The organism is Marinobacter sp. (assembly GCF_052091845.1).
GTDB lineage: Bacteria > Pseudomonadota > Gammaproteobacteria > Pseudomonadales > Oleiphilaceae > Marinobacter.
Genome location: NZ_JBQDCO010000004.1, coordinates 25,743 through 45,353 on the forward strand (window position 1 = coordinate 25,743; position 19,611 = coordinate 45,353).

General features: G+C 55.5%; 20 protein-coding genes. 10 read left to right on the forward strand and 10 right to left on the reverse strand.

The features are described 5' to 3' along the window. Positions 1-29 precede the first annotated feature (29 nt). The 4 genes from ACTHYN_RS02185 to pilG all read right to left on the reverse strand — a co-directional run bounded on the left by ACTHYN_RS02185 (position 30) and on the right by pilG (position 3,552). Positions 30-2,105 (reverse strand): methyl-accepting chemotaxis protein, encoded by a 2,076-nt coding sequence (locus tag ACTHYN_RS02185; protein ID WP_441810858.1) that lies wholly within the window; start codon positions 2,103-2,105, stop codon positions 30-32. A gap of 91 nt (positions 2,106-2,196) precedes the next feature. Then, positions 2,197-2,742 (reverse strand): chemotaxis protein CheW, encoded by a 546-nt coding sequence (locus ACTHYN_RS02190; RefSeq protein ID WP_441810859.1) that lies wholly within the window; start codon positions 2,740-2,742, stop codon positions 2,197-2,199. Positions 2,743-2,762: 20 nt separating this feature from the next. Beyond that, positions 2,763-3,125 carry a twitching motility response regulator PilH gene (gene pilH, locus ACTHYN_RS02195; RefSeq protein WP_441810860.1) on the reverse strand — a complete coding sequence of 121 codons (363 nt, stop codon included), beginning with the start codon at positions 3,123-3,125 and terminating at the stop codon, positions 2,763-2,765. Between the two features lie 34 nt (positions 3,126-3,159). Continuing rightward, complete coding sequence (pilG, locus tag ACTHYN_RS02200) at positions 3,160-3,552, reverse strand: twitching motility response regulator PilG (protein ID WP_441810861.1); 393 nt, start codon at positions 3,550-3,552, stop codon at positions 3,160-3,162. Between the two features lie 298 nt (positions 3,553-3,850). Between pilG and gshB the strand changes: the two genes are divergently transcribed. The 8 genes from gshB to ACTHYN_RS02240 all read left to right on the forward strand — a co-directional run bounded on the left by gshB (position 3,851) and on the right by ACTHYN_RS02240 (position 10,833). Further along, a complete protein-coding gene (gshB, locus tag ACTHYN_RS02205; protein ID WP_441810862.1) occupies positions 3,851-4,804 on the forward strand; it encodes a glutathione synthase in 954 nt (317 codons plus the stop codon). 45 nt (positions 4,805-4,849) lie between these two features. After that, the gene (locus ACTHYN_RS02210; protein ID WP_441810863.1) at positions 4,850-5,716 is read left to right on the forward strand and encodes a TonB family protein; all 867 of its coding nucleotides are present in this window, start codon (positions 4,850-4,852) and stop codon (positions 5,714-5,716) included. Then, entirely contained in the window at positions 5,713-6,279 is a 567-nt protein-coding gene (locus ACTHYN_RS02215) for a YqgE/AlgH family protein (RefSeq protein WP_441810864.1), read from the forward strand. The genes ACTHYN_RS02210 and ACTHYN_RS02215 overlap by 4 nt, the downstream gene beginning before the upstream one ends. Continuing rightward, complete coding sequence (gene ruvX / locus ACTHYN_RS02220) at positions 6,272-6,703, forward strand: Holliday junction resolvase RuvX (RefSeq protein WP_441810865.1); 432 nt, start codon at positions 6,272-6,274, stop codon at positions 6,701-6,703. Before ACTHYN_RS02215 ends, ruvX begins: the two co-directional genes overlap by 8 nt. A gap of 14 nt (positions 6,704-6,717) precedes the next feature. Beyond that, positions 6,718-7,227 carry a bifunctional pyr operon transcriptional regulator/uracil phosphoribosyltransferase PyrR gene (gene pyrR, locus ACTHYN_RS02225; protein WP_441810866.1) on the forward strand — a complete coding sequence of 170 codons (510 nt, stop codon included), beginning with the start codon at positions 6,718-6,720 and terminating at the stop codon, positions 7,225-7,227. Positions 7,228-7,252: 25 nt separating this feature from the next. Then, positions 7,253-8,275, forward strand: a complete 1,023-nt coding sequence (locus ACTHYN_RS02230) for an aspartate carbamoyltransferase catalytic subunit (RefSeq protein ID WP_441810867.1) — start codon at positions 7,253-7,255, stop codon at positions 8,273-8,275. After that, positions 8,272-9,579: a dihydroorotase gene (locus ACTHYN_RS02235; protein WP_441810868.1), complete on the forward strand. Its 1,308-nt coding sequence runs from the start codon at positions 8,272-8,274 to the stop codon at positions 9,577-9,579. Before ACTHYN_RS02230 ends, ACTHYN_RS02235 begins: the two co-directional genes overlap by 4 nt. A gap of 204 nt (positions 9,580-9,783) precedes the next feature. Continuing rightward, positions 9,784-10,833, forward strand: a complete 1,050-nt coding sequence (locus ACTHYN_RS02240; protein WP_441810869.1) for a putative solute-binding protein — start codon at positions 9,784-9,786, stop codon at positions 10,831-10,833. A 75-nt stretch (positions 10,834-10,908) separates the two neighbouring features. Here ACTHYN_RS02240 and ACTHYN_RS02245 read toward each other — a convergent pair whose 3' ends face one another. Continuing rightward, positions 10,909-11,187 carry an HU family DNA-binding protein gene (locus tag ACTHYN_RS02245; RefSeq protein WP_441810870.1) on the reverse strand — a complete coding sequence of 93 codons (279 nt, stop codon included), beginning with the start codon at positions 11,185-11,187 and terminating at the stop codon, positions 10,909-10,911. Between the two features lie 116 nt (positions 11,188-11,303). Between ACTHYN_RS02245 and ACTHYN_RS02250 the strand changes: the two genes are divergently transcribed. Together ACTHYN_RS02250 and ACTHYN_RS02255 are read left to right on the forward strand one after the other, a co-directional pair. After that, positions 11,304-12,413, forward strand: coding sequence for a hypothetical protein (locus ACTHYN_RS02250; protein WP_441810871.1), 1,110 nt, complete (start codon positions 11,304-11,306; stop codon positions 12,411-12,413). Between the two features lie 27 nt (positions 12,414-12,440). Continuing rightward, positions 12,441-14,504: a TRAP transporter large permease subunit gene (locus ACTHYN_RS02255; RefSeq protein WP_441810872.1), complete on the forward strand. Its 2,064-nt coding sequence runs from the start codon at positions 12,441-12,443 to the stop codon at positions 14,502-14,504. Positions 14,505-14,510: 6 nt separating this feature from the next. Here ACTHYN_RS02255 and ACTHYN_RS02260 read toward each other — a convergent pair whose 3' ends face one another. The 5 genes from ACTHYN_RS02260 to yrfG form a co-directional block, all read right to left on the reverse strand. Next, positions 14,511-15,608, reverse strand: coding sequence for a histone deacetylase family protein (locus ACTHYN_RS02260; protein WP_441810873.1), 1,098 nt, complete (start codon positions 15,606-15,608; stop codon positions 14,511-14,513). Between the two features lie 237 nt (positions 15,609-15,845). Then, positions 15,846-17,378, reverse strand: a complete 1,533-nt coding sequence (locus ACTHYN_RS02265) for a phosphoenolpyruvate carboxykinase (RefSeq protein ID WP_441810874.1) — start codon at positions 17,376-17,378, stop codon at positions 15,846-15,848. 173 nt (positions 17,379-17,551) lie between these two features. Continuing rightward, positions 17,552-18,406, reverse strand: coding sequence for an Hsp33 family molecular chaperone HslO (gene hslO, locus ACTHYN_RS02270; RefSeq protein WP_441810875.1), 855 nt, complete (start codon positions 18,404-18,406; stop codon positions 17,552-17,554). Positions 18,407-18,464: 58 nt separating this feature from the next. Further along, positions 18,465-18,872 carry a ribosome-associated heat shock protein Hsp15 gene (gene hslR / locus ACTHYN_RS02275; RefSeq protein ID WP_441810876.1) on the reverse strand — a complete coding sequence of 136 codons (408 nt, stop codon included), beginning with the start codon at positions 18,870-18,872 and terminating at the stop codon, positions 18,465-18,467. Between the two features lie 40 nt (positions 18,873-18,912). Next, complete coding sequence (yrfG, locus tag ACTHYN_RS02280) at positions 18,913-19,602, reverse strand: GMP/IMP nucleotidase (protein WP_441810877.1); 690 nt, start codon at positions 19,600-19,602, stop codon at positions 18,913-18,915. Positions 19,603-19,611 lie beyond the last annotated feature (9 nt).

Genomic DNA, 19,611 nt, shown 5'->3' on the forward strand with positions numbered 1-19,611 from the left:
AACCGCCATTATTTCCCGGTTGTGGTTGCTCAGCCCACCACTGGCACGTTGCTGTCTTCCTCTTCTTCGTGATCCGCCAAATCTTCGTCAGGCAGCGTGAAGCCGGCAACGGAGGACCGTAACTCGGAAGCCATTTCCGCCAGGTTCCCGATGGACTTCGCGGTCGCGTTGGTACCGGACGAGGTCTGGGAGGTGATTTCCTGGATAACGTTCATCGTGTTGGAAATGTGTGCAGCAGAAGACGACTGCTGGCGCGCCGCGTTGGAAATGTTCTGGATCAGCTCCGCAAGACTCATGGATACGTTCTCGATTTCCTCGAGAGCGATACCCGCGTCCTGTGCCAGGCGTGCACCGCGGACCACCTCGGCGGTGGTGTGTTCCATGGAAATAACCGCTTCGTTGGTGTCAGACTGGATCGTCTTAACCAGCGCTTCGATCTGCTTGGTTGCGGCAGAGGAACGTTCTGCAAGGCGCTGAACTTCGTCCGCAACCACCGCAAAGCCCCGGCCAGCGTCACCGGCCATGGAGGCCTGGATTGCCGCGTTCAGAGACAGGATGTTGGTTTGGTCGGCAATGTCGTTGATCAGCGATACGATGTCGCCGATTTCCTGGGAAGACTCGCCCAGACGCTTGATCCGCTTGGAGGTTTCCTGGATCTGTTCCCGGATGTTATCCATGCCGCGGATGGTGTTTTGTACCACTTCCGCGCCTTTCTTGGCGATGGCAACCGAGCGCTCTGCTACCGCAGAGGATTCCGCGGCGTTGGAGGATACCTGGTCGATAGACACGGCCATTTCGTTAACCGCTGCCGAGGCGCCTGCAATTTCCTGGGCCTGATGCTCGGACGCATCCGCCAGGTGCATCGCAGTAGACTGGGTTTCCTGAGCCGCACCGGCTACCCGTACGGCAGTGCCACGAATGGCCTGTACCAGCCCGCGCATCTGGTCGATCGCGTAGTTGATGGAGTCAGCGATGGCGCCCGTGAAGTCCTCGGTTACTGTGGCCTCGGTGGTCAAGTCACCATCCGCCAGGTCGGCCAACTCGTCCAGTAGTCGCAGGATCGCATTCTGATTCTGCTCGTTTTGCTCCTGGGTGGTTGCCAGGCGGGCTTGTGCTTCGCGATACAGAGCCAGGCCGATGAACACAACCATGGCAACCATGGTAGCCAGAATAACAAAAGCGAGTGTCGGGCTAACAAGCCGTGAGCCACTCTGGGTGCGGAAGCTTTCTGCAAGAACAGACAGCTCAGATAGCAGAATTTCGGAGTTCTGGAAGATGTCGCTGGCCGCAGTGCGCACCTTGAAGAGGTCAGGAGAGGCTTCAAGAATCGCGTCTACGTTCTGGGAGACGAACTCGAATAGCTCATCAACCGCCTCCAGGCCGTAGATGGCATCTTCGTCGTTTACTTTGGAAATGCCCATAGCGGGCGTGCCGTTCAGCTGGCCCTCAAGTACCCGGCCAAACAAGCTGGCGTCCCGGCCGAACCGGTCAGCAGCAATAACAGCGTCTTCGTCACCGGAGAGTACGTTGTTCACCGAGCGCACGATGCGTTCTGCCAGCAAGGATTGGCGTTGTGCCAGAGCTATCTGTTCCGCCGGTGCATCGTTATCCAGCAGGATTTGTACAATATCGTCGTATTCAACCTGAAGCTGCGGGATGGTCTCGTTCAGGGTGCGCGCTACTTCATGCAGACCGAGTACGGCATCCTGGGTAGACAGAATGCTGTCAGCGTTCTCACGTACCGAGTTCCAGTGCTGTTGAACACCGCTATCCTGGGCCAGTTTACTGGGTGGCAGGCCGGTTTCCGGGTTGCCTTCAGTCACGTTGCCCCAGAGCTGCTGGAATTCGTCACGGGAGCGGCGCAACTGGTTGAATGCCTCGGCGGTACCGCCGGCGGATTCAGTTGCGTTTTTCGCAATTTCCTGTGACAGCACCCTGAGTTCAGCGGCGTTGGCAATGTATTCCTGGTCGTTCTGGCTGTCCCTGTTGATGATAAACAGGACCACAACGAGCAGGACGGTGAGTGCAATCAGCGAGGCAATCAGGCCGGCAACAAGTTTGTTGCCTCCCTGTCCCGTACCGATTCTTCCGGCTCTGTTTTTCATTTTCTGGCTCCCGGCCTCTTCAAGAATTTGGCAAGTTGTTTTAAATCAGGTTTCAGGCAGTCAGGGTGTTTGTCCTGCCACTGTCGTCACCCTACCACTGCGCGACGTTCAGAAAGCGTTCGTCATCGAGCAGGTCGACGGCGGAAAATACTTTCCAGACTTCTTCGTTTCGTTCATAGCCGCCTGCGACAAACGGCCGAACGTTTTCAGGCACACCCGCCGGTGCCGCCCTGAAACTGTCTGTTGCAAAGTACTGCATACCCAGCACGGTATCGACTACCAGACCACTGAATACATCGCCCCTCTCAATAACAAGAACCCGGCGTTCCCGCTGGCTGCGGGACGAGCGTGGAATGTCAAAGAAGCCGGCAAGATCTACCAGTGGCAGGAGGCGGCCACGCACGTTAGCGGCGCCCATCAGAAAAGGCCGTACGCCCGGAATGTGTGTAAACCGGGGAACGTGCAGTATTTCGGTGACTTCACCCATGGGGGCCACATAGCGCTCACCTGCGAGAACGAAACCGATACCGTTCCAGAGTTCGACGGCTTCTTGTTGTTCCGGCAGGCCCGCGGCCATGGATCGGCTGCGTTGGGCGATATCCGTCAGAATGGCAAAAGGGGCTGCCTGGGCGGACATGCTTACTCCACGGTTGGGGATCAGGCAATCAGGTTGTTGATTGTTTTGATCAGATCGTCTTCGTTAACCGGTTTTACCAGATACCCTTTGGCGCCTTGGCGAGTGCCCCATACGCGGTCGGTTTCCTGATCCTTTGTGGTAACAATAATCACAGGAATGGAGGCTGTTTCCGGAGCCCGGGTCAGTTGGCGGGTCGCCTGAAAGCCGTTCAGGCCCGGCATAACCACGTCCATAAGCACCAGGTCTGGTGTTTCGGCACGGGCTTTAGCAACACCATCGGCGCCGTTGTCGGCGGTCAGCACTTCGTGTTTGTGCTTTTCCAGAATGGTGGAAATTTTCTTAACCTCGGTGGGAGAGTCATCAACAATCAGAATGCGAGCCATGGGTTCCTCGATGGTTCTTTAGTGTCAGCAGGGTTTACTGTGACGCCACTGGTAGATAGTGGCGAATCGTATTAAGCAGCTCATCCTTGCTGAACGGTTTGGTCAAGTACTGATCCGAGCCAACAATACGGCCTTTGGCCTTATCGAACAGCCCGTCCTTGCTTGACAGCATGATGACCGGCGTCTTCTTGAAAGAGGAGTTATTCTTGATGAGCGCGCAGGTCTGGTACCCGTCCAGGCGGGGCATCATAATGTCTACAAAAATGATGTCGGGTTGTGAGTCTGCAATTTTGGCCAGAGCATCAAAGCCGTCAGTCGCGGTGATAACCTCACAGCCAACCTTTTTCAGAAGAGTTTCTGCGGTGCGACGGATGGTTTTGCTGTCGTCGATCACCATGATCTTCAAGTTCTCGAAGTTGTCATCCATTGTCCAGGTGCCTTGCGCTCAGCGACTGTCATTGTTTTCAAAAGAGGGTTTTAACATAAACCTTTAGGTTCATCTATAAATCCCGCTCATTTATAGAGTATCGGTGGCCTGATAAAAAGTAATACTTTGTGACCAATTGTACTTCTGCCGGAAACATCACGTAATTGACCAAGGATTTCTGCGGATGCAATCGAGGCTCGGGTACAATACCATCTGTATTCTCCAGCATAGCACTTATTGACCGGCTCACTCTGCAGACCGGTTCGTGTTTTTACCTCTAATGAACGCAAGAGGCACTATGACAGTTCGACTCGGGATCGTGATGGATCCAATTGAGGATATCCATTTCAAAAAAGACAGTTCGTTGGCGATGTTGCTGGCGGCCCAAAATCGCGGTTGGGACATTGAGTACATGGAGTTGCCAGACCTGTACATGGAAGGTGGCAAAGCCATGGCGCGCACACGCAGCCTTACGGTGCAGATGGACCCGGACAACTGGCACAGCTTTGGTGAACCCAGGGATCGTGCACTGGGCGATCTCGACGTTATTTTGATGCGGAAAGACCCGCCAGTAGATCGCGAGTTTCTGATCGCTACCTATATTCTGGAATCTGCCGAGCAGCAGGGTGCTTTGGTGGTTAACCCTGCGGCAACCCTGCGGGACTGCAATGAGAAACTGTTTGCCACCCAGTTTGAGGATCTGACACCGCCGGTGCTGGTAAGCCGGTCGGCCGAGCGATTTCGGGAGTTCTACGCTGAGCACGGCGACGTAATCATGAAGCCCGTGGATGGTATGGGCGGTCACTCTATCTTCAGGATCAAGGAAAACGACTTCAATCTGGGCGTCATTATTGAAACCCTGACGAACTATGGCACGCATCAGGCCATGGCGCAGAAGTATATCCCGGAAATCAGTGACGGTGACAAGCGCATTTTGCTGATCGAAGGGGAGGCCGTGCCTTACTCTCTTGCGCGTATCCCCTCGCAAGGCGAGAATCGCGGTAATTTGGCGGCGGGTGGCCGGGGTGAAGGCCGTGAGCTCACCGCACGCGACCGTGAAATTTGCGCTCGAGTTGCGCCGATAATCAAGGAAAAGGGCCTGATGTTCGTCGGCCTCGATGTGATTGGTGACTACCTGACTGAAATTAATGTAACCAGCCCAACCTGTATCCGGGAGTTGGATGACGCCTTTGGAATAAATATTTCAGCCCTGCTTATGGACGCGGTCGCAAAGCGATTGGGCCGGGGCTGACGGGGGAATGATGGGCTATAGCCAACGACAGGAACGAATGCAGTAATGGCAGCACAGGTAAGCGACTTCGACCGGTTTTCCTTCACTCTGTTCATGGCCTTTGCGGTGCATGCGGTGGTGGTGCTGGGAATTACCTTTGCGCCCGAGTCGCCGCGCTCTTCTGCGCAAACCATGGAAATTACCCTGTCGCAATTTGATGATGAGCAGGCGCCGGAAAAGGCAGACTTTCTGGCCCAGACTAACCAGCAGGGCAGTGGCTCCGAGGATGAACCCCGGGAAATGACCACGCCGAAGCCTTCCTGGATGAATCAGCCAGAGGTGGCTCAGGTACAGCCAGAGCCAAAGGCACAAACCGAGCCGGTTCGCCGTCAGGAACAGGCGGTAGTACAGACTGAAAAACCCTCAAACCGGCAGGTTTCACAGCCAGAGCAGCAGGTTAAACCCGAAGAAGAACCTTTACCGGTAAAAGAAAAGAAAAGCCTGATGGAGCGTAGCCTGGAAATTGCCAGCCTTGAAGCTCGCTTCGATGCCCAGCAGCAGGCATACGCGCGCAAGCCTCGGGTAATGCGGGTAACTGCCGCCTCGACACTGAAGTCCAGCAACGCCTGGTATGTGCAGAACTGGATCAGCAAGGTTACGCGGGTTGGTAATATCAATTACCCTACTGAAGCTCGTCGTGCCGGCGTATATGGCACCTTGCGTATGCTGGTGTCCATGAAGAAAGATGGCACAATCAAGGAAGTAGCCATTTTGCAATCGTCCGGAAGCACCTTGCTTGACGACGCAGCGATTCGTATTGTGAGAATGGCGGCGCCATTTTCGCCGTTTCCTGACGAAATGCGGAAAAACGTAGACGAGCTGGAAATCATACGTACCTGGTCCTTCCAGCAAAGGGGGCTGACATCCGGATGACGGCATCGAAACATTCTCCTCACAGTCTCAGGCACCATTTGCTGGTGGCTTCGCCTTACCTGGCCGACCCGCGGTTTCACGGCGCCGTTATCTATCTTTGTGAGCACTCGGAAGAGGGGGCTCTCGGGTTGACGATCAACCAGCCACTGGACATTCATCTTGGTGAAATTCTGGAGCAACTGGATCTGCAGGGCGGTGAACTGGATCTGCCTGTGTATAGTGGTGGCCCGGTTGAGCAGGAGCGTGGCTTTGTTCTGCACTCGCCGGGCACGGGTTGGCAGAACACCGCCAAGGTAGCTGACGGTGTCATGTTGACCACCTCCCGTGACATCCTCGCCGGTATTGGCCATAACGAGGGCCCCGAAGAGTTTTTGATGGCTTTGGGGTATTCAGGCTGGGGTGGTGGGCAACTGGAAGAAGAGCTGGGCAGTAATGCCTGGCTAACCTGCCCGGCAAGCACAGATATTTTGTTCAGAACGCCCTGGGCGGATCGCTACAAGGCCGTTCTGAAATTAATTGGTATAGACCTTACTCAGCTCAGTGAGGCGGTGGGGCATGCGTGAAGCCGGCCGCCGCAGCCTTCTGGCCTTTGATTTCGGCCTGCGCCGTATCGGCGTGGCCACCGGCCAGGAAATGCTTGGCACCGGCCGGCCTCTGGCCATGATATCCGCTGACAATGGAGCACCAGACTGGGGCCTGCTCGAAAAGTTGCTGGTAGAGTGGCAGCCAGATCTTGTGCTGGTTGGCTTGCCCCTGAATATGGATGACAGCGAAAACGACATGTGTGGCCGTGCCCGTAAATTTGGTAAGCGCCTGCATGGGCGCTTTCATGTGCCGATAGAAATGGTTGATGAGCGTCTGACCAGCTATGAAGCCAAGGGCGAAGTGATGGCGGCAGGTGGCAGCCGGGATTTTGGTCGCCATGGCGTAGATGATCGTGCTGCGGTGCTGATCCTGGAAACCTGGTGTCGGCTGCAAACAGAATAAAAAGCGAGGGTGTAATGAGCGCATTGCGTCATATAGACCAGCTGCTGGATGAGCTGGAAGCCGGGCTGCGTAAGTGTCTTGAACAGCGAGGTATTACGTCACCGGCCCTGATTGGTATTCGAACCGGTGGTATTTGGGTGGCCGATATCCTTGGCAAGCGCCTGGGCATTGAGGAGCCGTTTGGTGAACTGGATATTTCATTTTACCGGGACGACTTTAGCCGGATTGGCCTGAACCCCAGGGTAACGCCGTCAAGGCTGCCTTTTGATACCGAAGGGCGGGATATTATCCTGATAGACGACGTTATCATGAGTGGCCGTACCATACGTGCCGCGATGAATGAGTTGTTCGATTATGGCCGCCCAGCCAGTATCATACTCGCCACGTTGATCGACCTGGGTGCCCGCGAACTGCCGATTCAGCCAGATGTAGCAGGACAGTCACTGGTGCTTGGGGCACAGCAGCGCGTAAAACTCCGCGGCCCGGACCCACTCAGAATCGAAATTCAGCAAACCGGACAGTAAATTTTCGCACCCCAATAGGCAAACCATGACCGCAAACGCAGCTACCCCCAATCATTTGCAGCTCACCCGGGATGGCCAGTTGCGGCACTTTCTCACTCTCGATGGCCTGGGTCGGGAACTGCTGACCGATATTCTTGATACCGCAGATTCCTTTATCGAAGTGGGTGAGCGAACCATCAAAAAAGTCCCCCTGCTGCGGGGGCGTACAGTGGTTAATCTGTTTTTTGAGCCCAGCACCCGCACTCGCAGCACGTTTGAACTTGCGGCCAAACGGCTCTCTGCGGATGTGCTTAATCTGGATATAAACACCTCAGCTACCTCAAAAGGTGAGTCTTTATCAGACACTCTCCTGAACCTGGAAGCCATGGCCAGCGATATGTTTGTGGTGCGCCATGCCCAAAGCGGTGCGCCGCATTTTATTGCTGAAAGCGTGACCCCCGGAGTGGCTATTATCAATGCGGGCGATGGCCGCCACGCTCACCCTACCCAGGCTATGCTGGATATGCTGACGATTCGTCAGCACAAAGGCGGGTTTGCAGGCCTGAAAGTGGCCATTGTGGGTGATATTCTGCACTCACGGGTGGCGCGCTCACAAATCCGCGCCCTCAATGAGCTGGGTGCCGAAGAGATACGGGTTGTGGCCCCCGGAACTCTGCTGCCCAAAGATGTGGAAAGCCTGGGCTGCACCGTAGAGTACGATATGGCCAAAGGCATGAAAGATCTGGATGTGGTAATCATGCTGCGCCTGCAAAATGAGCGCATGGAGGGCGCATTGCTACCCAGCGAACGGGAGTTTTATCGGCTTTACGGGCTGAGCCAGGAAAAGCTGGCGCTGGCGAACCCGAACTGCATTGTGATGCACCCGGGCCCGATTAATCGTGGCGTCGAAATAGAATCTGCGGTGGCGGATGGTCCGCAATCGGTCATCCTGAGCCAGGTAACCAATGGCATTGCTATCCGCATGGCGGTGATGTCCATGGCTATGGGAGGGCAGCTCGCAGAGCGCCAGCAAAAAATGATCAAGCAGACCGAAAGAGGCCTGGTATGAGTGGCAGCGAACGATCCTCCGGCGCCAGTCTGAAAATTATCGGTGGCCGGCTGTTGGATGGCCATAGTGGCGAATCACCCAATCGGGCTCTGTTGATCTGTAATGGGCGCGTTGCCGCCACAGGGGAAGCCGCTGAAAAAGCCGATGCTACACAAACGTTTGATGCCAAAGACTGTGTCATTGCTCCGGGATTTGTAGATCTGTATTGCAACCTGCGGGAACCGGGCAATGCCCTGAAAGGTAATATTGCATCAGAAACCCGGGCTGCCGCCCGGGGAGGCTATACGGCTGTTTGTGTGTCGCCGGAAACGTCTCCGGTTAATGATTCCCGGGCCGTTACCCAGCTGATTCGGGATGGTGCAGAAGCAAACTCACCTATCCGTGTATTGCCCGTAGGTGCGGTGACCCGTGGCCTGGCTGGCGAGATGCTGAGTGATATGGCAGGGCTTGCCGCAGCCGGTTGTATAGCCGTAGGCAATGGCTCTCGCGGGGTGCACAGTGCCAGGGTGTTACGCCGCTGCATGGCATACGCCCATACATTTGGCCTGACTGTTATGTTGCGCCCTGAAAACCAGTCTCTGGCGGCAGATGGTTATGCCCATGATGGTCTGGTCACCGCTCGCCTGGGCCTGTTGGGGATTCCCGAGGTGGCGGAAACTGCCTCCGTTATGGAAATGCTGCTGCTGGCCGAAGAAACCGGTGTGCGATTGCACCTGAGCCAGCTTTCCTGCGGTCGCAGTGTTGAAATGGTTGCTGACGCCCGCCGGCGGGGCATTGCTGTGACGGCCGATGTGGCTATGCACCAGCTGGTTTTTACCGAAGACGCACTGTCAGGCTTTGATAGCCGTTTTCACCTGCGCCCGCCCCTGCGCTCGGAGGCCGATCGTAAGGCATTGGTAGCCGGCGTTCGTGACGGCGTGATTGATGCCATCGTAAGCCAGCACCTTCCCCACGAAAGTGCCGCTAAGCAGGCGCCTCTACCCGACACCGAGCCAGGTCTTTCCAGTATAGAGAGCGTGCTTTCGCTGGGCCTTGGATTGGTAAAACGGGGTGAGTTAACACTCGTTGAGCTGACTCGCGCGCTTACGACCGGCCCGGCATCGGTGATCGGGCGGTCCGCGTCGGCCAAAAAAGACGATATCGCCGATTTGTGCGTGTTTGATCCTGGTGCGCACTGGATACCAGGCAGCCAGACTCTGATCTCGGCGGGCCATCATGCCCCGGTGCTGGACGAATCCTTACCAGGTGTCGTGCGGCTTACGTTGGTCGAGGGCAGGGAGGCCTGGGCCAGTCCTGAAGTCTAAACGCCACTAAAAATGCGGCAGAGGTACGCCAATCTCTGTCGACGCCATCACATAATTCCGCATTTTGCTTAAAAACGCTTGAAGCAGGGCACCTGTGCCAACGTATTCTTGTGGCTGCTGACATACCGTTGGCACAACAATACGTGGCCCGGCCGGTAAAATAAAAAGCACGTGGCCAGATAACAAAGCTTCAGGAGTCATCCCGTGAAATCAGTAACCTTCCGGCAACGGGTGGCGTTGGCTGCCGCTCTGTGCGCCAGCCTGGCATTCCCCTCACTGGCGCAAGCCCAGACAGACGCCGAGGCCAGCGATGAATTTCTTGAACGGCGTTTTTGCGTGTTCGATCCGGTCGGAGCTAACGGGCCTCTGTTTGCCGTCACCAAAACATTTCAGCCCGTTGCGTTAAAAAGCGGTATTAAGCTTAGCTTGAGCGCCTACACCGACGAAAAGGTCGCCGCTGAAGATTTCAAGGCAGGCCAGTGTGATGCGGTGTTGCTTACCGGTACCCGTGCACGGGAGTTCAACAAGTTCACCGGCAGCCTGGAGGCCATGGGCGCGGTACCCGGCGAAGAAGAAATGCGCCTTCTTTACAACACCCTCAGCCAACCCAACGCCCGCCCACTGCTGACCGAAGGCCCTTATGAGGTGGCGGGTGTATTCCCCGGGGGAGCAATATACCTGCACACCCGTGATCGCCGTATTGATTCTGTTGAGAAGTTGCAGGGCAAGCGTATTGCGACGCTCGACTACGATGAGGCCTCCGTGCGTATGGTTCGCCACGTGGGGGCATCGGTGGTGGGTTCCAACTCGGCCAATTTTGCCGGCAAGTTTAACAATGGCAGTGTCGATCTCGCCTATGCACCTGCCGTGGCCTATACGCCGCTGGAGCTCTACAAAGGCGTTCAGCCAGACGGGGCCGTGCTCAAGTACGCCCTGGCTTATATGAATTTTCAGGTGATTATCCACCGCGATCGGTTCCCGGAATCTGTGGGTCAAATGATCAGAGATGAAGCCATTAAACGCCTGGATCAAGCATACGAAATTATAGCGGAGGCGGAAGCCGAAGTGCCGGAAAGCGTTTGGATGACCCTGCCGCAAGAGGACACAGCCGAGTACGACAAAATGTTGCGTAAAGTGCGGTTGTCACTTCTCGAGGATGGGGTTTATGACGAGCGGGCGATCAAGCTTATGAAGGCTATTCGCTGTCGCGTAGATGCTGCGCGCTCAGAGTGCGCGTCTGTCGCTGGTCACTGATACTGCCCCAAGTATGAAAAGGCCCGCCTTTAAAAGCGGGTCTTTTCAGGTTTCAGGGGCGTGACGAGCCAGGGGTCATACCTGGCGGAAGGTATCTTTGAGTGCTTTGCCTGCTTTGAAACCAACGGTTTTGCTGGCAGGAATACGAATGGAAGCGCCGGTTTGCGGGTTTCTGCCATCCCGCTCTTCGCGGGTGCGAACAGAAAAAGTGCCAAAACCGATTAAAGTAGTGTCTTCGCCCCGCGCTGCAGCAGCGGAGATCTGATCCGTAACAGCGGTAATCACTTCGCTGGCTTTTTCGCGAGTGAGGCCGGTACGTTTGGCGATAGCCGCCGCGAGTTCAGGTTTGCGCATCGGGCATTCCTTCTTGTTGTTGCCTGAATATATAGTCTCTGCCGGCGCTTTGTGCAACCCACGGGCGGCTGAATGCAAATGAAAACAACAATACAAAACGTTAGAAGGTACAAAAAATGATACATACGGACGTTCTGTTTCAACGCCTGTCTTCCCGTGGCAGTCTTCGCTGGTGGTGTGTCAACAGCGGGTTGGCAGCTTCAGTCGTTCGCCTCAAGAGTGTTATTGCGACGCTGGCCCTTAGCGCTATTTTGTCCGGTTGTGGCGCCTTGAACCACATGATGTATAAAACCACCGGTGATGTGATGCAGGGGTTTTCCCGTGAACACACCATACCCTACCTGATGAGCACAGGTGATCTGGCTATGGGTTGCGCCATGAGTGAAGCGACAGCGCCGCTGCTTATGTCTTTTGGTCGCGTGACCGACGAGCCGGACCAACTGGCCGTAATGCTATATCTTTCCGCGGGTGGTTGCGCCGAAGAGCAAGGCCGCGAACATGAGCTGGCGGCACTGGCAGCCTTGTATGAAGGCAACGGTAACGCGGCGGAAGACGCCATGATCCGCCAGAAGCGAGCTTACGCACTGGCCGCCAAGCGGTACTTCAAGTCCTGGCAGCACCTTAATGCCTTTTACGGTGAACCAGGGTCTGGTGAATGCCCCGGTTTTGACGACGATATGGACGAGTTCATCTATCTTGCAGGCCTGCTTTCCGGCTTGCAGGCGCTTAATTCAGAAATCCGGTCTACCTCATCTGTGGGTGTTCCCAAGAACGTCGGATCGATTGTGACCAGAGCCGCTAGCTGTTTAGACAATGATAAGTGGTGGGGCGCGCCTATGGCGCTTAAGGCGACTGTGTGGTCGATGATGCCCGGCGCACTGCCAGAGGGTGAAAATGCCTTTGAGCGATTGGCTGTGGCGGACCGTCAAGGTGAAGAGGCGGGTGTTCGATTGAGCCATGTCTTCCATGCCATTGCGGCAACCAACCAGGGCGATGACGCACAGGTAAAAGCGGTCGTTCGTCAGCACGCAGACTCGCTCGATATGCGCTCTGCCGATGAGGACTGGGCGTTTGTTGACGCCATGGCGACCAATATGATCGTCGCCATCTCTGATCGACTGTGGGTAGAGAATACCGGTCACCGCACTCCGCTGGGCCAGCTCGGTACTTTCTGGGACGACCAGAAGGAAGAAGTCGAGACCATGAATCTGGATGGTCTGCTGTAATCCGTCAATGTTCCAGAGTGACTCGTTATGTTCAAGGGTGGTTTTCGTCGTAGCGGCCTGGAGTGGTTTTCTTCCCTGCCAGCATGCTTGCTGTTGTTGTCTGTGGTTCTTTTCTCCACAAGCAGCGATATTCATAACCAAATGCTGCGGGGCGGCGAACAGCTCTGGAGCGGCTATTACAAGCTGCGAATGGATCCAGTTGCACCAACCTGCAATCCAGAGCGGGATGTTGAAGCCGCGGTAGCGGACGAGCTGGCTCAGGGGCCCGCGGATGACGATCCTATGGCTGCACTGTTGGGCGCTCAGGAAAAAAATCCCGCAGATGTGCGGCTTGCGGTTGAGCGCTCTGTCGCGGATTGTAAAGCCGCCCATCAAAGCTATGAAGGCCTGCAAAATAAGCTAACGCCGGGCGTTAAAGCCTATCGGGCGGTCGAGTTGTTTATTGCCGACTTTATCGCTTTTGGACTAGGCTCCCAGCGATATATTCTGGTGTTACTGGTGATGCTGTGTGCCATCACTGCAACGCTTACCCGCCATCATATCGCCATGCGGGCCATGGAGACCCGTTTGGACTACACCGTGTCCCTCACGCTCCAGACTGTGGCCAACGCTATGCTGTTAGGGTCCAGCCTGATCTTTCGTCAGTCCAGTTTGGGCGCAGACACCACGATCCCGTCGGAAGACCTGTTGCTCCATAATTTCTGGATCAGCGGGTTTGCGTGTCTCACGCTGGCCAGCCTCTACCGGCTGATTCGCGTGCCGTCAGATCTGGCACCTGGCGGGAGTTTGAACAAGGCTTTCCTTGCGGTGCCCCTGTACACAGTAATGTGCCTTATTTCCGGGACCTATTTTGCTCTGATTGGCCACGCATCGGGTATTGGTATCTATCTGGGTAAAATGATGGAACTGGCGGATATGTTCCTTAACGTAGGCCTGTATGTCTGGGTGGGCATGATGCTTAAGCAAACCCGCCTTGCCACGCTGGTGTTCAATTTATTTCGCCCCTGGCGAATGCCCCCGGAAATGCTGGCCGTGGTTGCCGTGCTGGTGGCCGCAGTTCCAACGGCTTACACAGGTGCGTCAGGCATTTTTGTCATTGCCGCCGGCGCCGTTATTTACAGCGAGCTACGTGAAGCGGGTGCGCGCCGGCAACTGGCACTGGCAGCCACTGCCATGTCGGGCTCCCTGGGTGTTGTGTTGCATCCCTGTCTGTTGGTGGTTGTGATCGCCTATCTTAATCGTGAAGTGACCACCGACGAGCTGTTTGGTTGGGGCATCTGGGTGTTTGTGCTCACCGCACTTATGTTCACCGTGGTTGCGCTCACCGTAAACCGACAGGGCAAGTTCAATCTGGCGCCGGCTTCCGAAGCCTTGCCAGCGACCCTTCAAGCCTGTCGATCATTGATTCCTTATATCCTGGTGATCCTGGGCGTTGTATTGCTTTATCGCTACGCGCTGGACGTGCGCATGGATGAGTTTTCGGCGCCGCGTTTGTTGCCGGTCATCATGATGTCCATGCTGTTATACGAACATATCCGTTTTAAAAAACGGAAGGGCCATGGGGCTGGCAAGGCGAATCACCAGGGGCTGGAGCGAAGTGTACGTGGCGCTACTAACGATACCACGGCAGAGATTGGCGCACTGTTGCTGCTATTGGGCCTGTCGGTGAGCATTGGTGGGGTGATTGAGCGCTCTGAGATCATGCAGGCCTTCCCCCAGTCGTTCGATAGTGTCTGGTCGGCCATGGCATTAATGGTGGTGATTCTGGTGGTTCTCGGGATGATTATGGACGCATTCGGTGCGGTCATTCTTGTGACCGCAACCGTCGCAACCATTGCCTATTCCAGCGGTATTCATCCAATCCATTTCTGGATGGTGACTCTGGTGGCTTTTGAACTGGGCTATTTGAGTCCGCCGGTGGCTCTAAACCATCTGCTCACACGGCAAGTGGTGGGCGAAGCCGAGGTGCAGGCTGCTCAGCAGGAAACCGGCACCTTCTATGAACGCCATGAGCGCATTATTATGCCTCTTATCGCTATGGGAATTTCATTGGTGTTGGTGGCGTTTGCACCACTGTTATTCTACGCCTGAACGACACTATTCTGGTTTGAAGGCGTCTTTGTGGAAGTCTATGGCAGCATCGACTTCCTCTATACCGCATACCTTAGGTTCTGGCGGCTGCGCGCCGGCTAAAGCGCCTAGTACAGCGTGCACGCTCTTGGATAAGGATTCCGTGTTGTAGCCACCTTCAAGCACCATGGCCAAGCGGCCGTGGCAGTGCTTATCCGCAATCTCCTGGAGTACTTTGGTCATCGCTGCAAAGCCTTCGTACGTTACGTTCAGGGCCAGATCAAACGAGTGTGCGTCAAAGCCCGCAGAAACCAGAATCAGGTCGGGTTTGAAGAAATCCGCAGCGGGTATCAGAATTTCCCGCATAGCTTTCAGATAGGCTACGTCACCGGCGCCGCCTGCCATGGGTACATTCACGATCGTACCTTCCCCCAGCCCGGCACCTATGTCTGCCAGTGCACCACTACCCGGATAAAAGGGCGACGCCCGGTGCATATCAAAAAACAGCACATCCGGGTCTGCCCAGAAAATATCCTGAGTACCGTTGCCGTGGTGGGCGTCCCAGTCAATAATCAGCACCCGCTCGCACCCTAGTTCGGCCTGGGCATGGGCGGCAGCCACGGCGACATTGTTGAACAGGCAAAAGCCCCGAGCCCGGGTTGGCTCGGCGTGATGTCCCGGCGGGCGGACAACCGCAAAGGCGCTTCGGCTATCGCCTTTTACAACCGTTTCAACGGCAGCAATGGCTGTTCCGGCGGCAACTTCCGCGGCCTCAACACTGCCGGGTGAGACAGCTGTGGTATCCACATCCAGCCACGCACTTTTGCGGCGGAACGTAAAAATATGATCCAGGTAGGACGTGGTGTGAACCCGCGCCAGCTGTTTTCGAGTTGCCTTTTGTCCTGACGCAATCCGCACGCCGGGAATAGGCTCTTTGGCCAACTGCTCCATGATTGCAGTCAGCCGGCCGGGGTGCTCCGGGTACTTCCATTGCACGTTCAGGCCTGACAGGATTTCGCGAACCCGTTTGTCCAGCCGACCCGGCAGGAAATCGACATTGGTGTCCGGGTAATGAGCAAGAACCCGCTCATCGTAAAAAACGGTCACATCTGCGTTGTCACCCACGCTGGCCCCCTCAAAACGCCGGCCCGCAGAGCCAGGTTGTCTGGCGCTTTGTGTGCACGGCTGTTGAACAAGCATAGACCTAAAAGCCAGGGCGGGCGATTCGGCAATTTATACCAGAGTGGCAAAAGCCATAGGACAGGCGGCGAACAGCGGGCTCCGGAAGAGGATCGAAGTTTTTGGCATTGTTACAAAAAAAGCGCCGTGCTTTCGCAGGGCGCTTTTTTCAAACAGTGCGACTCAGAGTTTCGGACCTGCCTCTGCGATGGCATCGGAAACATCAAATTTCTTGAAGTTTTCCACAAACTGACTAATCAGTTCTGCTGCTTTTTTATCGTAAGCCTCTGTGCTGGCCCAGGTGTTACGCGGGTTTAGTAGGCCAGCATCAACACCCGGCACCTGCTTTGGAACGCTCACATTGAGAGTAGGCAGGTGTTCGGTTTCAACGTCGTCCAGATCGCCGTTTTGAATGCCACTGATAATGGCGCGAGTCGTGGGGATGCTGAAGCGTGTACCTTCGCCGTAAGAGCCGCCGGTCCAGCCTGTATTAACCAGGAAGACTTTGCTGCCGTACTCATCAATACGCTTCATCAGAAGTTCGGCGTACACGCCTGCCGGACGCGGGAAGAATGGCGCACCAAAACAGGTAGAGAAGGTAGACTTGAGTTTGGATGACGATCCCATTTCTGTAGAGCCAACCAGTGCGGTGTAACCACTCAGGAAGTGATACGCAGCTCCTTCACGGCTCAGAATGGAAACAGGAGGTAATACGCCAGTCATGTCACACGTCAGAAACACCACGTGAGAGGGCTCGCCGGCGCGGTTTTCAAGTACGCGCTTTTCCACATGCTCTAGCGGGTAGGCGCAGCGAGAGTTTTCGGTGAGGGAAACGTCGGTGTAATCCGGCTCACGATTCTCCGGGTCTATGGTGACGTTCTCAACAATAGCGCCGAAACGGATGGCATCCCAAATGATGGGTTCATTCTTCTTGCTCAGATCGATGCACTTGGCATAGCACCCGCCTTCAATATTGAACACAGTGCCAGGGCCCCAGCCGTGCTCGTCGTCACCAATCAAAAATCGGTGTGGGTCTGCAGACAGGGTGGTTTTGCCTGTGCCGGAGAGGCCGAAGAACAGGCAGGTCTCGCCGTCTTCGCCTACGTTGGCAGAACAGTGCATCGGTAATACGTCTTTTTCCGGCAGCAGAAAGTTCTGTACCGAGAACATGGCTTTTTTCATTTCACCGGCGTAGCTCATGCCAGCGAGAAGGACTTTGCGGCGAGCAAAGTTAATCATTACGCAGCCATCGCTGTTGGTGCCATCGCGCTCTGGAACACACTCGAAGTTGGCAGCGTTCAGAATTTGCCATTCCTGTTTGTCAGCCTGGTTATAGTGTTCCGGGCGAATGAACAGATTGCGGCCAAACAGGTTCTGCCAGGCGGTCTCAGTGGTCATTTTGACTGGCAGATAATGCTCGGGATCGGAGCCGACGTGTACCAGCGAAACGAAGCTGTCTTGTTCAGCAAGGTAGGCTTCTACGCGATCCCAAAGGGCGTCAAATTTATCACCGTCGATTGGGCGGTTGATGGGTCCCCAGTGAATATCGTCGGCGGTGCTTGGCTCCTCGACGATAAAGCGATCCATCGGGGATCGGCCGGTACGCTCACCGGTTTTGACCACCAGTGAACCATTGGAAGCCAGTTGGCCTTCGTTACGCGCCAATGCCTGCTCTACCAGCTGTGCTGTACTCAGATCATTATAAGTGTTGCTCACTTCGACCTCGCCCTCGGGATATCTTCGTGACTGCCCAGACCGCCCCCGAACATTGGCGGAAAACTGAACAATCGGATCAATTCAGGCGCGCTATTATGCCAGAGGCGCCAACAAAAAACGACTGTGCCGGAAGCCGCGCCATCGCAGGTTTCCCGGCTAATCTATTACCAGCTCTAGTGTAGCGTATGGCCAGAGAAAAGCTGATCAATATCATTCTTATTAAAACGATAGTGTGCGTGACAAAACTGGCAATCCATTTCAATGGCACCCTGTTCCTCCAGAATGCTGTAGCATTCTTCCTTGCCGATGCTTTCCAGCGCGCCAAGGGTTCTTTCCCTGGAACAGCTGCACTGAAACGCAACCGCTTCGGCGTCAAACAGGCGCACAGTTTCTTCATGGAACAGGCGATGCAGCAAGGTTTCACTATCCAGTTCCAGCAGTTCGCTGGCCTTCACTGTTTGCGCTAAATGATTCACCCTTTCCCAAAGTTCATCGTCTTGTTCGGTAGCCCCAGGCAGGCGTTGCAGCATCAGACCGGCGGCTCCGCTTTCATTGGCAAACAGAAACAGGCTGGTGGGAATTTGTTCCGAGCGCTCGAAGTATTCTTCAAGGCAGCCTGCGAGGCTGTCGCGCTCCCGGGGAACAACCCCCTGATAGCGGTTGCCTTGATTGGGCGTGATGGTAATCGCCATGCGCCCGTCCCCCAGCAGGTTGTGAAAACTGTCTTCACTGACTGCGTGCTCGTCAAATCGTGCCAGACCGCGAATGTTCCGATCGTGGCTGCATTCCGCCATCAGCGTTCGTAAGGGGCCTCCGCCCTGGGCCTGAATGGATAGGGTGCCTTCAAATTTCAGGCTACTACTCATCACAATGCTTGCGACAAGCGCTTCGCCCAGCAAGCCGCGAATGGATTCGGGGTAGGGAGCCTGGCTGGCTATTTCCCGATAGCTTTCGTCAAGTTGCACCCAGGCTCCACGCACCTGGCTGTGTTCAAATATAAAACGCTGGAACTGGTCCCGGGATGCCATGCTGGTTCTCCTGAAAATTCGGTTCTGGTATCGGTGGGTGGCGGCTGGGGCGATTGACTCAGATACCGTTCTGATCACGGAATCGTTGAATGTCGCGGCGATCTTTTTTGGAAGGCCGTCTGGCAGGCGGTAATTGCGCGGCTTGCATGGTTTTACGCTGCCACGAAAGATCCTCCCGCTTTTTTACGCTGTCTTCCGTCTCATGGTAAAGCTTCTGGGCCTCGGGCGCGCCACGTCGGCGCTCGCTGATATCATCAACAATGATAACTTTTTCTTGCCAGCCCAGGCGCAACGTGAGTGTTGCGCCCAGCTGAACCACTCGGCCGGGCTTGCAGCGCTGGCTGTTGTAGTGAACCTTGCCACCTTCAACCGCTTCTTTGGCAAGGGAGCGTGTTTTGTAAAAACGTGCCGCCCAAAGCCACTTATCAAGCCTTACCTTTGCGTTGTCCGATGTGGGTGCCGCCATGTCTCCTCACTTGTGGGCGTATACGTGGATTATAACGCCCTCAGCTTGCAGATGGCAGGGGCCTTTGTTGACGTATGGAGGTCAGTAGTTCATCAAAGTGATGCACGCAGGGTATTCCGGGGTGAGCTTGTCGGGCGGTTTGCTTGCTGTCGGGTGCGAGAATGCCCAGGCACTGAGCTATTCCGGCAGACATGGCACTTTCGAGCACAGGGAAGCTGTCATCCACCAGCAGCGTCGCGGCAGCCTTGTACGGGGTGAGCTGGTGCAGATCCTTCCAGAACCCCGGGTCTTCCTTGGGTTTGCCCAACTGGTGACTGGAAACAACGCCATCTACAAAGTTGTCCAGGCCGGTGCGTTGCAATTTAAGTTCCAGGGGGTCTGGATGACAGTTGGTTACGATTACCGATTGTAAGCCGGTTTCCTTGAGCGCCTGGAGAAAGTCCGATACATGGGGGCGATAGCCGATGCGGTCGCCGATTTCGGATTTCAGGCCTGTGATATCCATGGTTAACCGGTCGCTCCAGTAGTCGGTGCAATACCAGTTAAGCGTGCCTCTTTCGGCCATAATCATGTTGATCAGTTTGTTTTTGGCTTCATCAGGCGGCAGGCCGTGCTGCTCGGCGTAGCGCCGGGGTAGGTGTTCCAGCCAGAAGTGATTGTCGAAATGCAGGTCAAGCAGTGTTCCGTCCATGTCCAGAAACACGGTTTCGAGGGTTGTCCAGTTGATCATAAATAAGGG

Coding starts and splice junctions, on each gene's coding strand:
- ACTHYN_RS02185 (WP_441810858.1), bottom strand. CDS start 2,105: ATGAAAAACAGAGCCGGAAGAATCGGTACGGGACAGGGAGGCAACAAA.
- ACTHYN_RS02190 (WP_441810859.1), bottom strand. CDS start 2,742: ATGTCCGCCCAGGCAGCCCCTTTTGCCATTCTGACGGATATCGCCCAA.
- pilH (WP_441810860.1), bottom strand. CDS start 3,125: ATGGCTCGCATTCTGATTGTTGATGACTCTCCCACCGAGGTTAAGAAA.
- pilG (WP_441810861.1), bottom strand. CDS start 3,552: ATGGATGACAACTTCGAGAACTTGAAGATCATGGTGATCGACGACAGC.
- gshB (WP_441810862.1), top strand. CDS start 3,851: ATGACAGTTCGACTCGGGATCGTGATGGATCCAATTGAGGATATCCAT.
- ACTHYN_RS02210 (WP_441810863.1), top strand. CDS start 4,850: ATGGCAGCACAGGTAAGCGACTTCGACCGGTTTTCCTTCACTCTGTTC.
- ACTHYN_RS02215 (WP_441810864.1), top strand. CDS start 5,713: ATGACGGCATCGAAACATTCTCCTCACAGTCTCAGGCACCATTTGCTG.
- ruvX (WP_441810865.1), top strand. CDS start 6,272: ATGCGTGAAGCCGGCCGCCGCAGCCTTCTGGCCTTTGATTTCGGCCTG.
- pyrR (WP_441810866.1), top strand. CDS start 6,718: ATGAGCGCATTGCGTCATATAGACCAGCTGCTGGATGAGCTGGAAGCC.
- ACTHYN_RS02230 (WP_441810867.1), top strand. CDS start 7,253: ATGACCGCAAACGCAGCTACCCCCAATCATTTGCAGCTCACCCGGGAT.
- ACTHYN_RS02235 (WP_441810868.1), top strand. CDS start 8,272: ATGAGTGGCAGCGAACGATCCTCCGGCGCCAGTCTGAAAATTATCGGT.
- ACTHYN_RS02245 (WP_441810870.1), bottom strand. CDS start 11,187: ATGCGCAAACCTGAACTCGCGGCGGCTATCGCCAAACGTACCGGCCTC.
- ACTHYN_RS02250 (WP_441810871.1), top strand. CDS start 11,304: ATGATACATACGGACGTTCTGTTTCAACGCCTGTCTTCCCGTGGCAGT.
- ACTHYN_RS02255 (WP_441810872.1), top strand. CDS start 12,441: ATGTTCAAGGGTGGTTTTCGTCGTAGCGGCCTGGAGTGGTTTTCTTCC.
- hslO (WP_441810875.1), bottom strand. CDS start 18,406: ATGGCATCCCGGGACCAGTTCCAGCGTTTTATATTTGAACACAGCCAG.
- hslR (WP_441810876.1), bottom strand. CDS start 18,872: ATGGCGGCACCCACATCGGACAACGCAAAGGTAAGGCTTGATAAGTGG.
- yrfG (WP_441810877.1), bottom strand. CDS start 19,602: ATGATCAACTGGACAACCCTCGAAACCGTGTTTCTGGACATGGACGGA.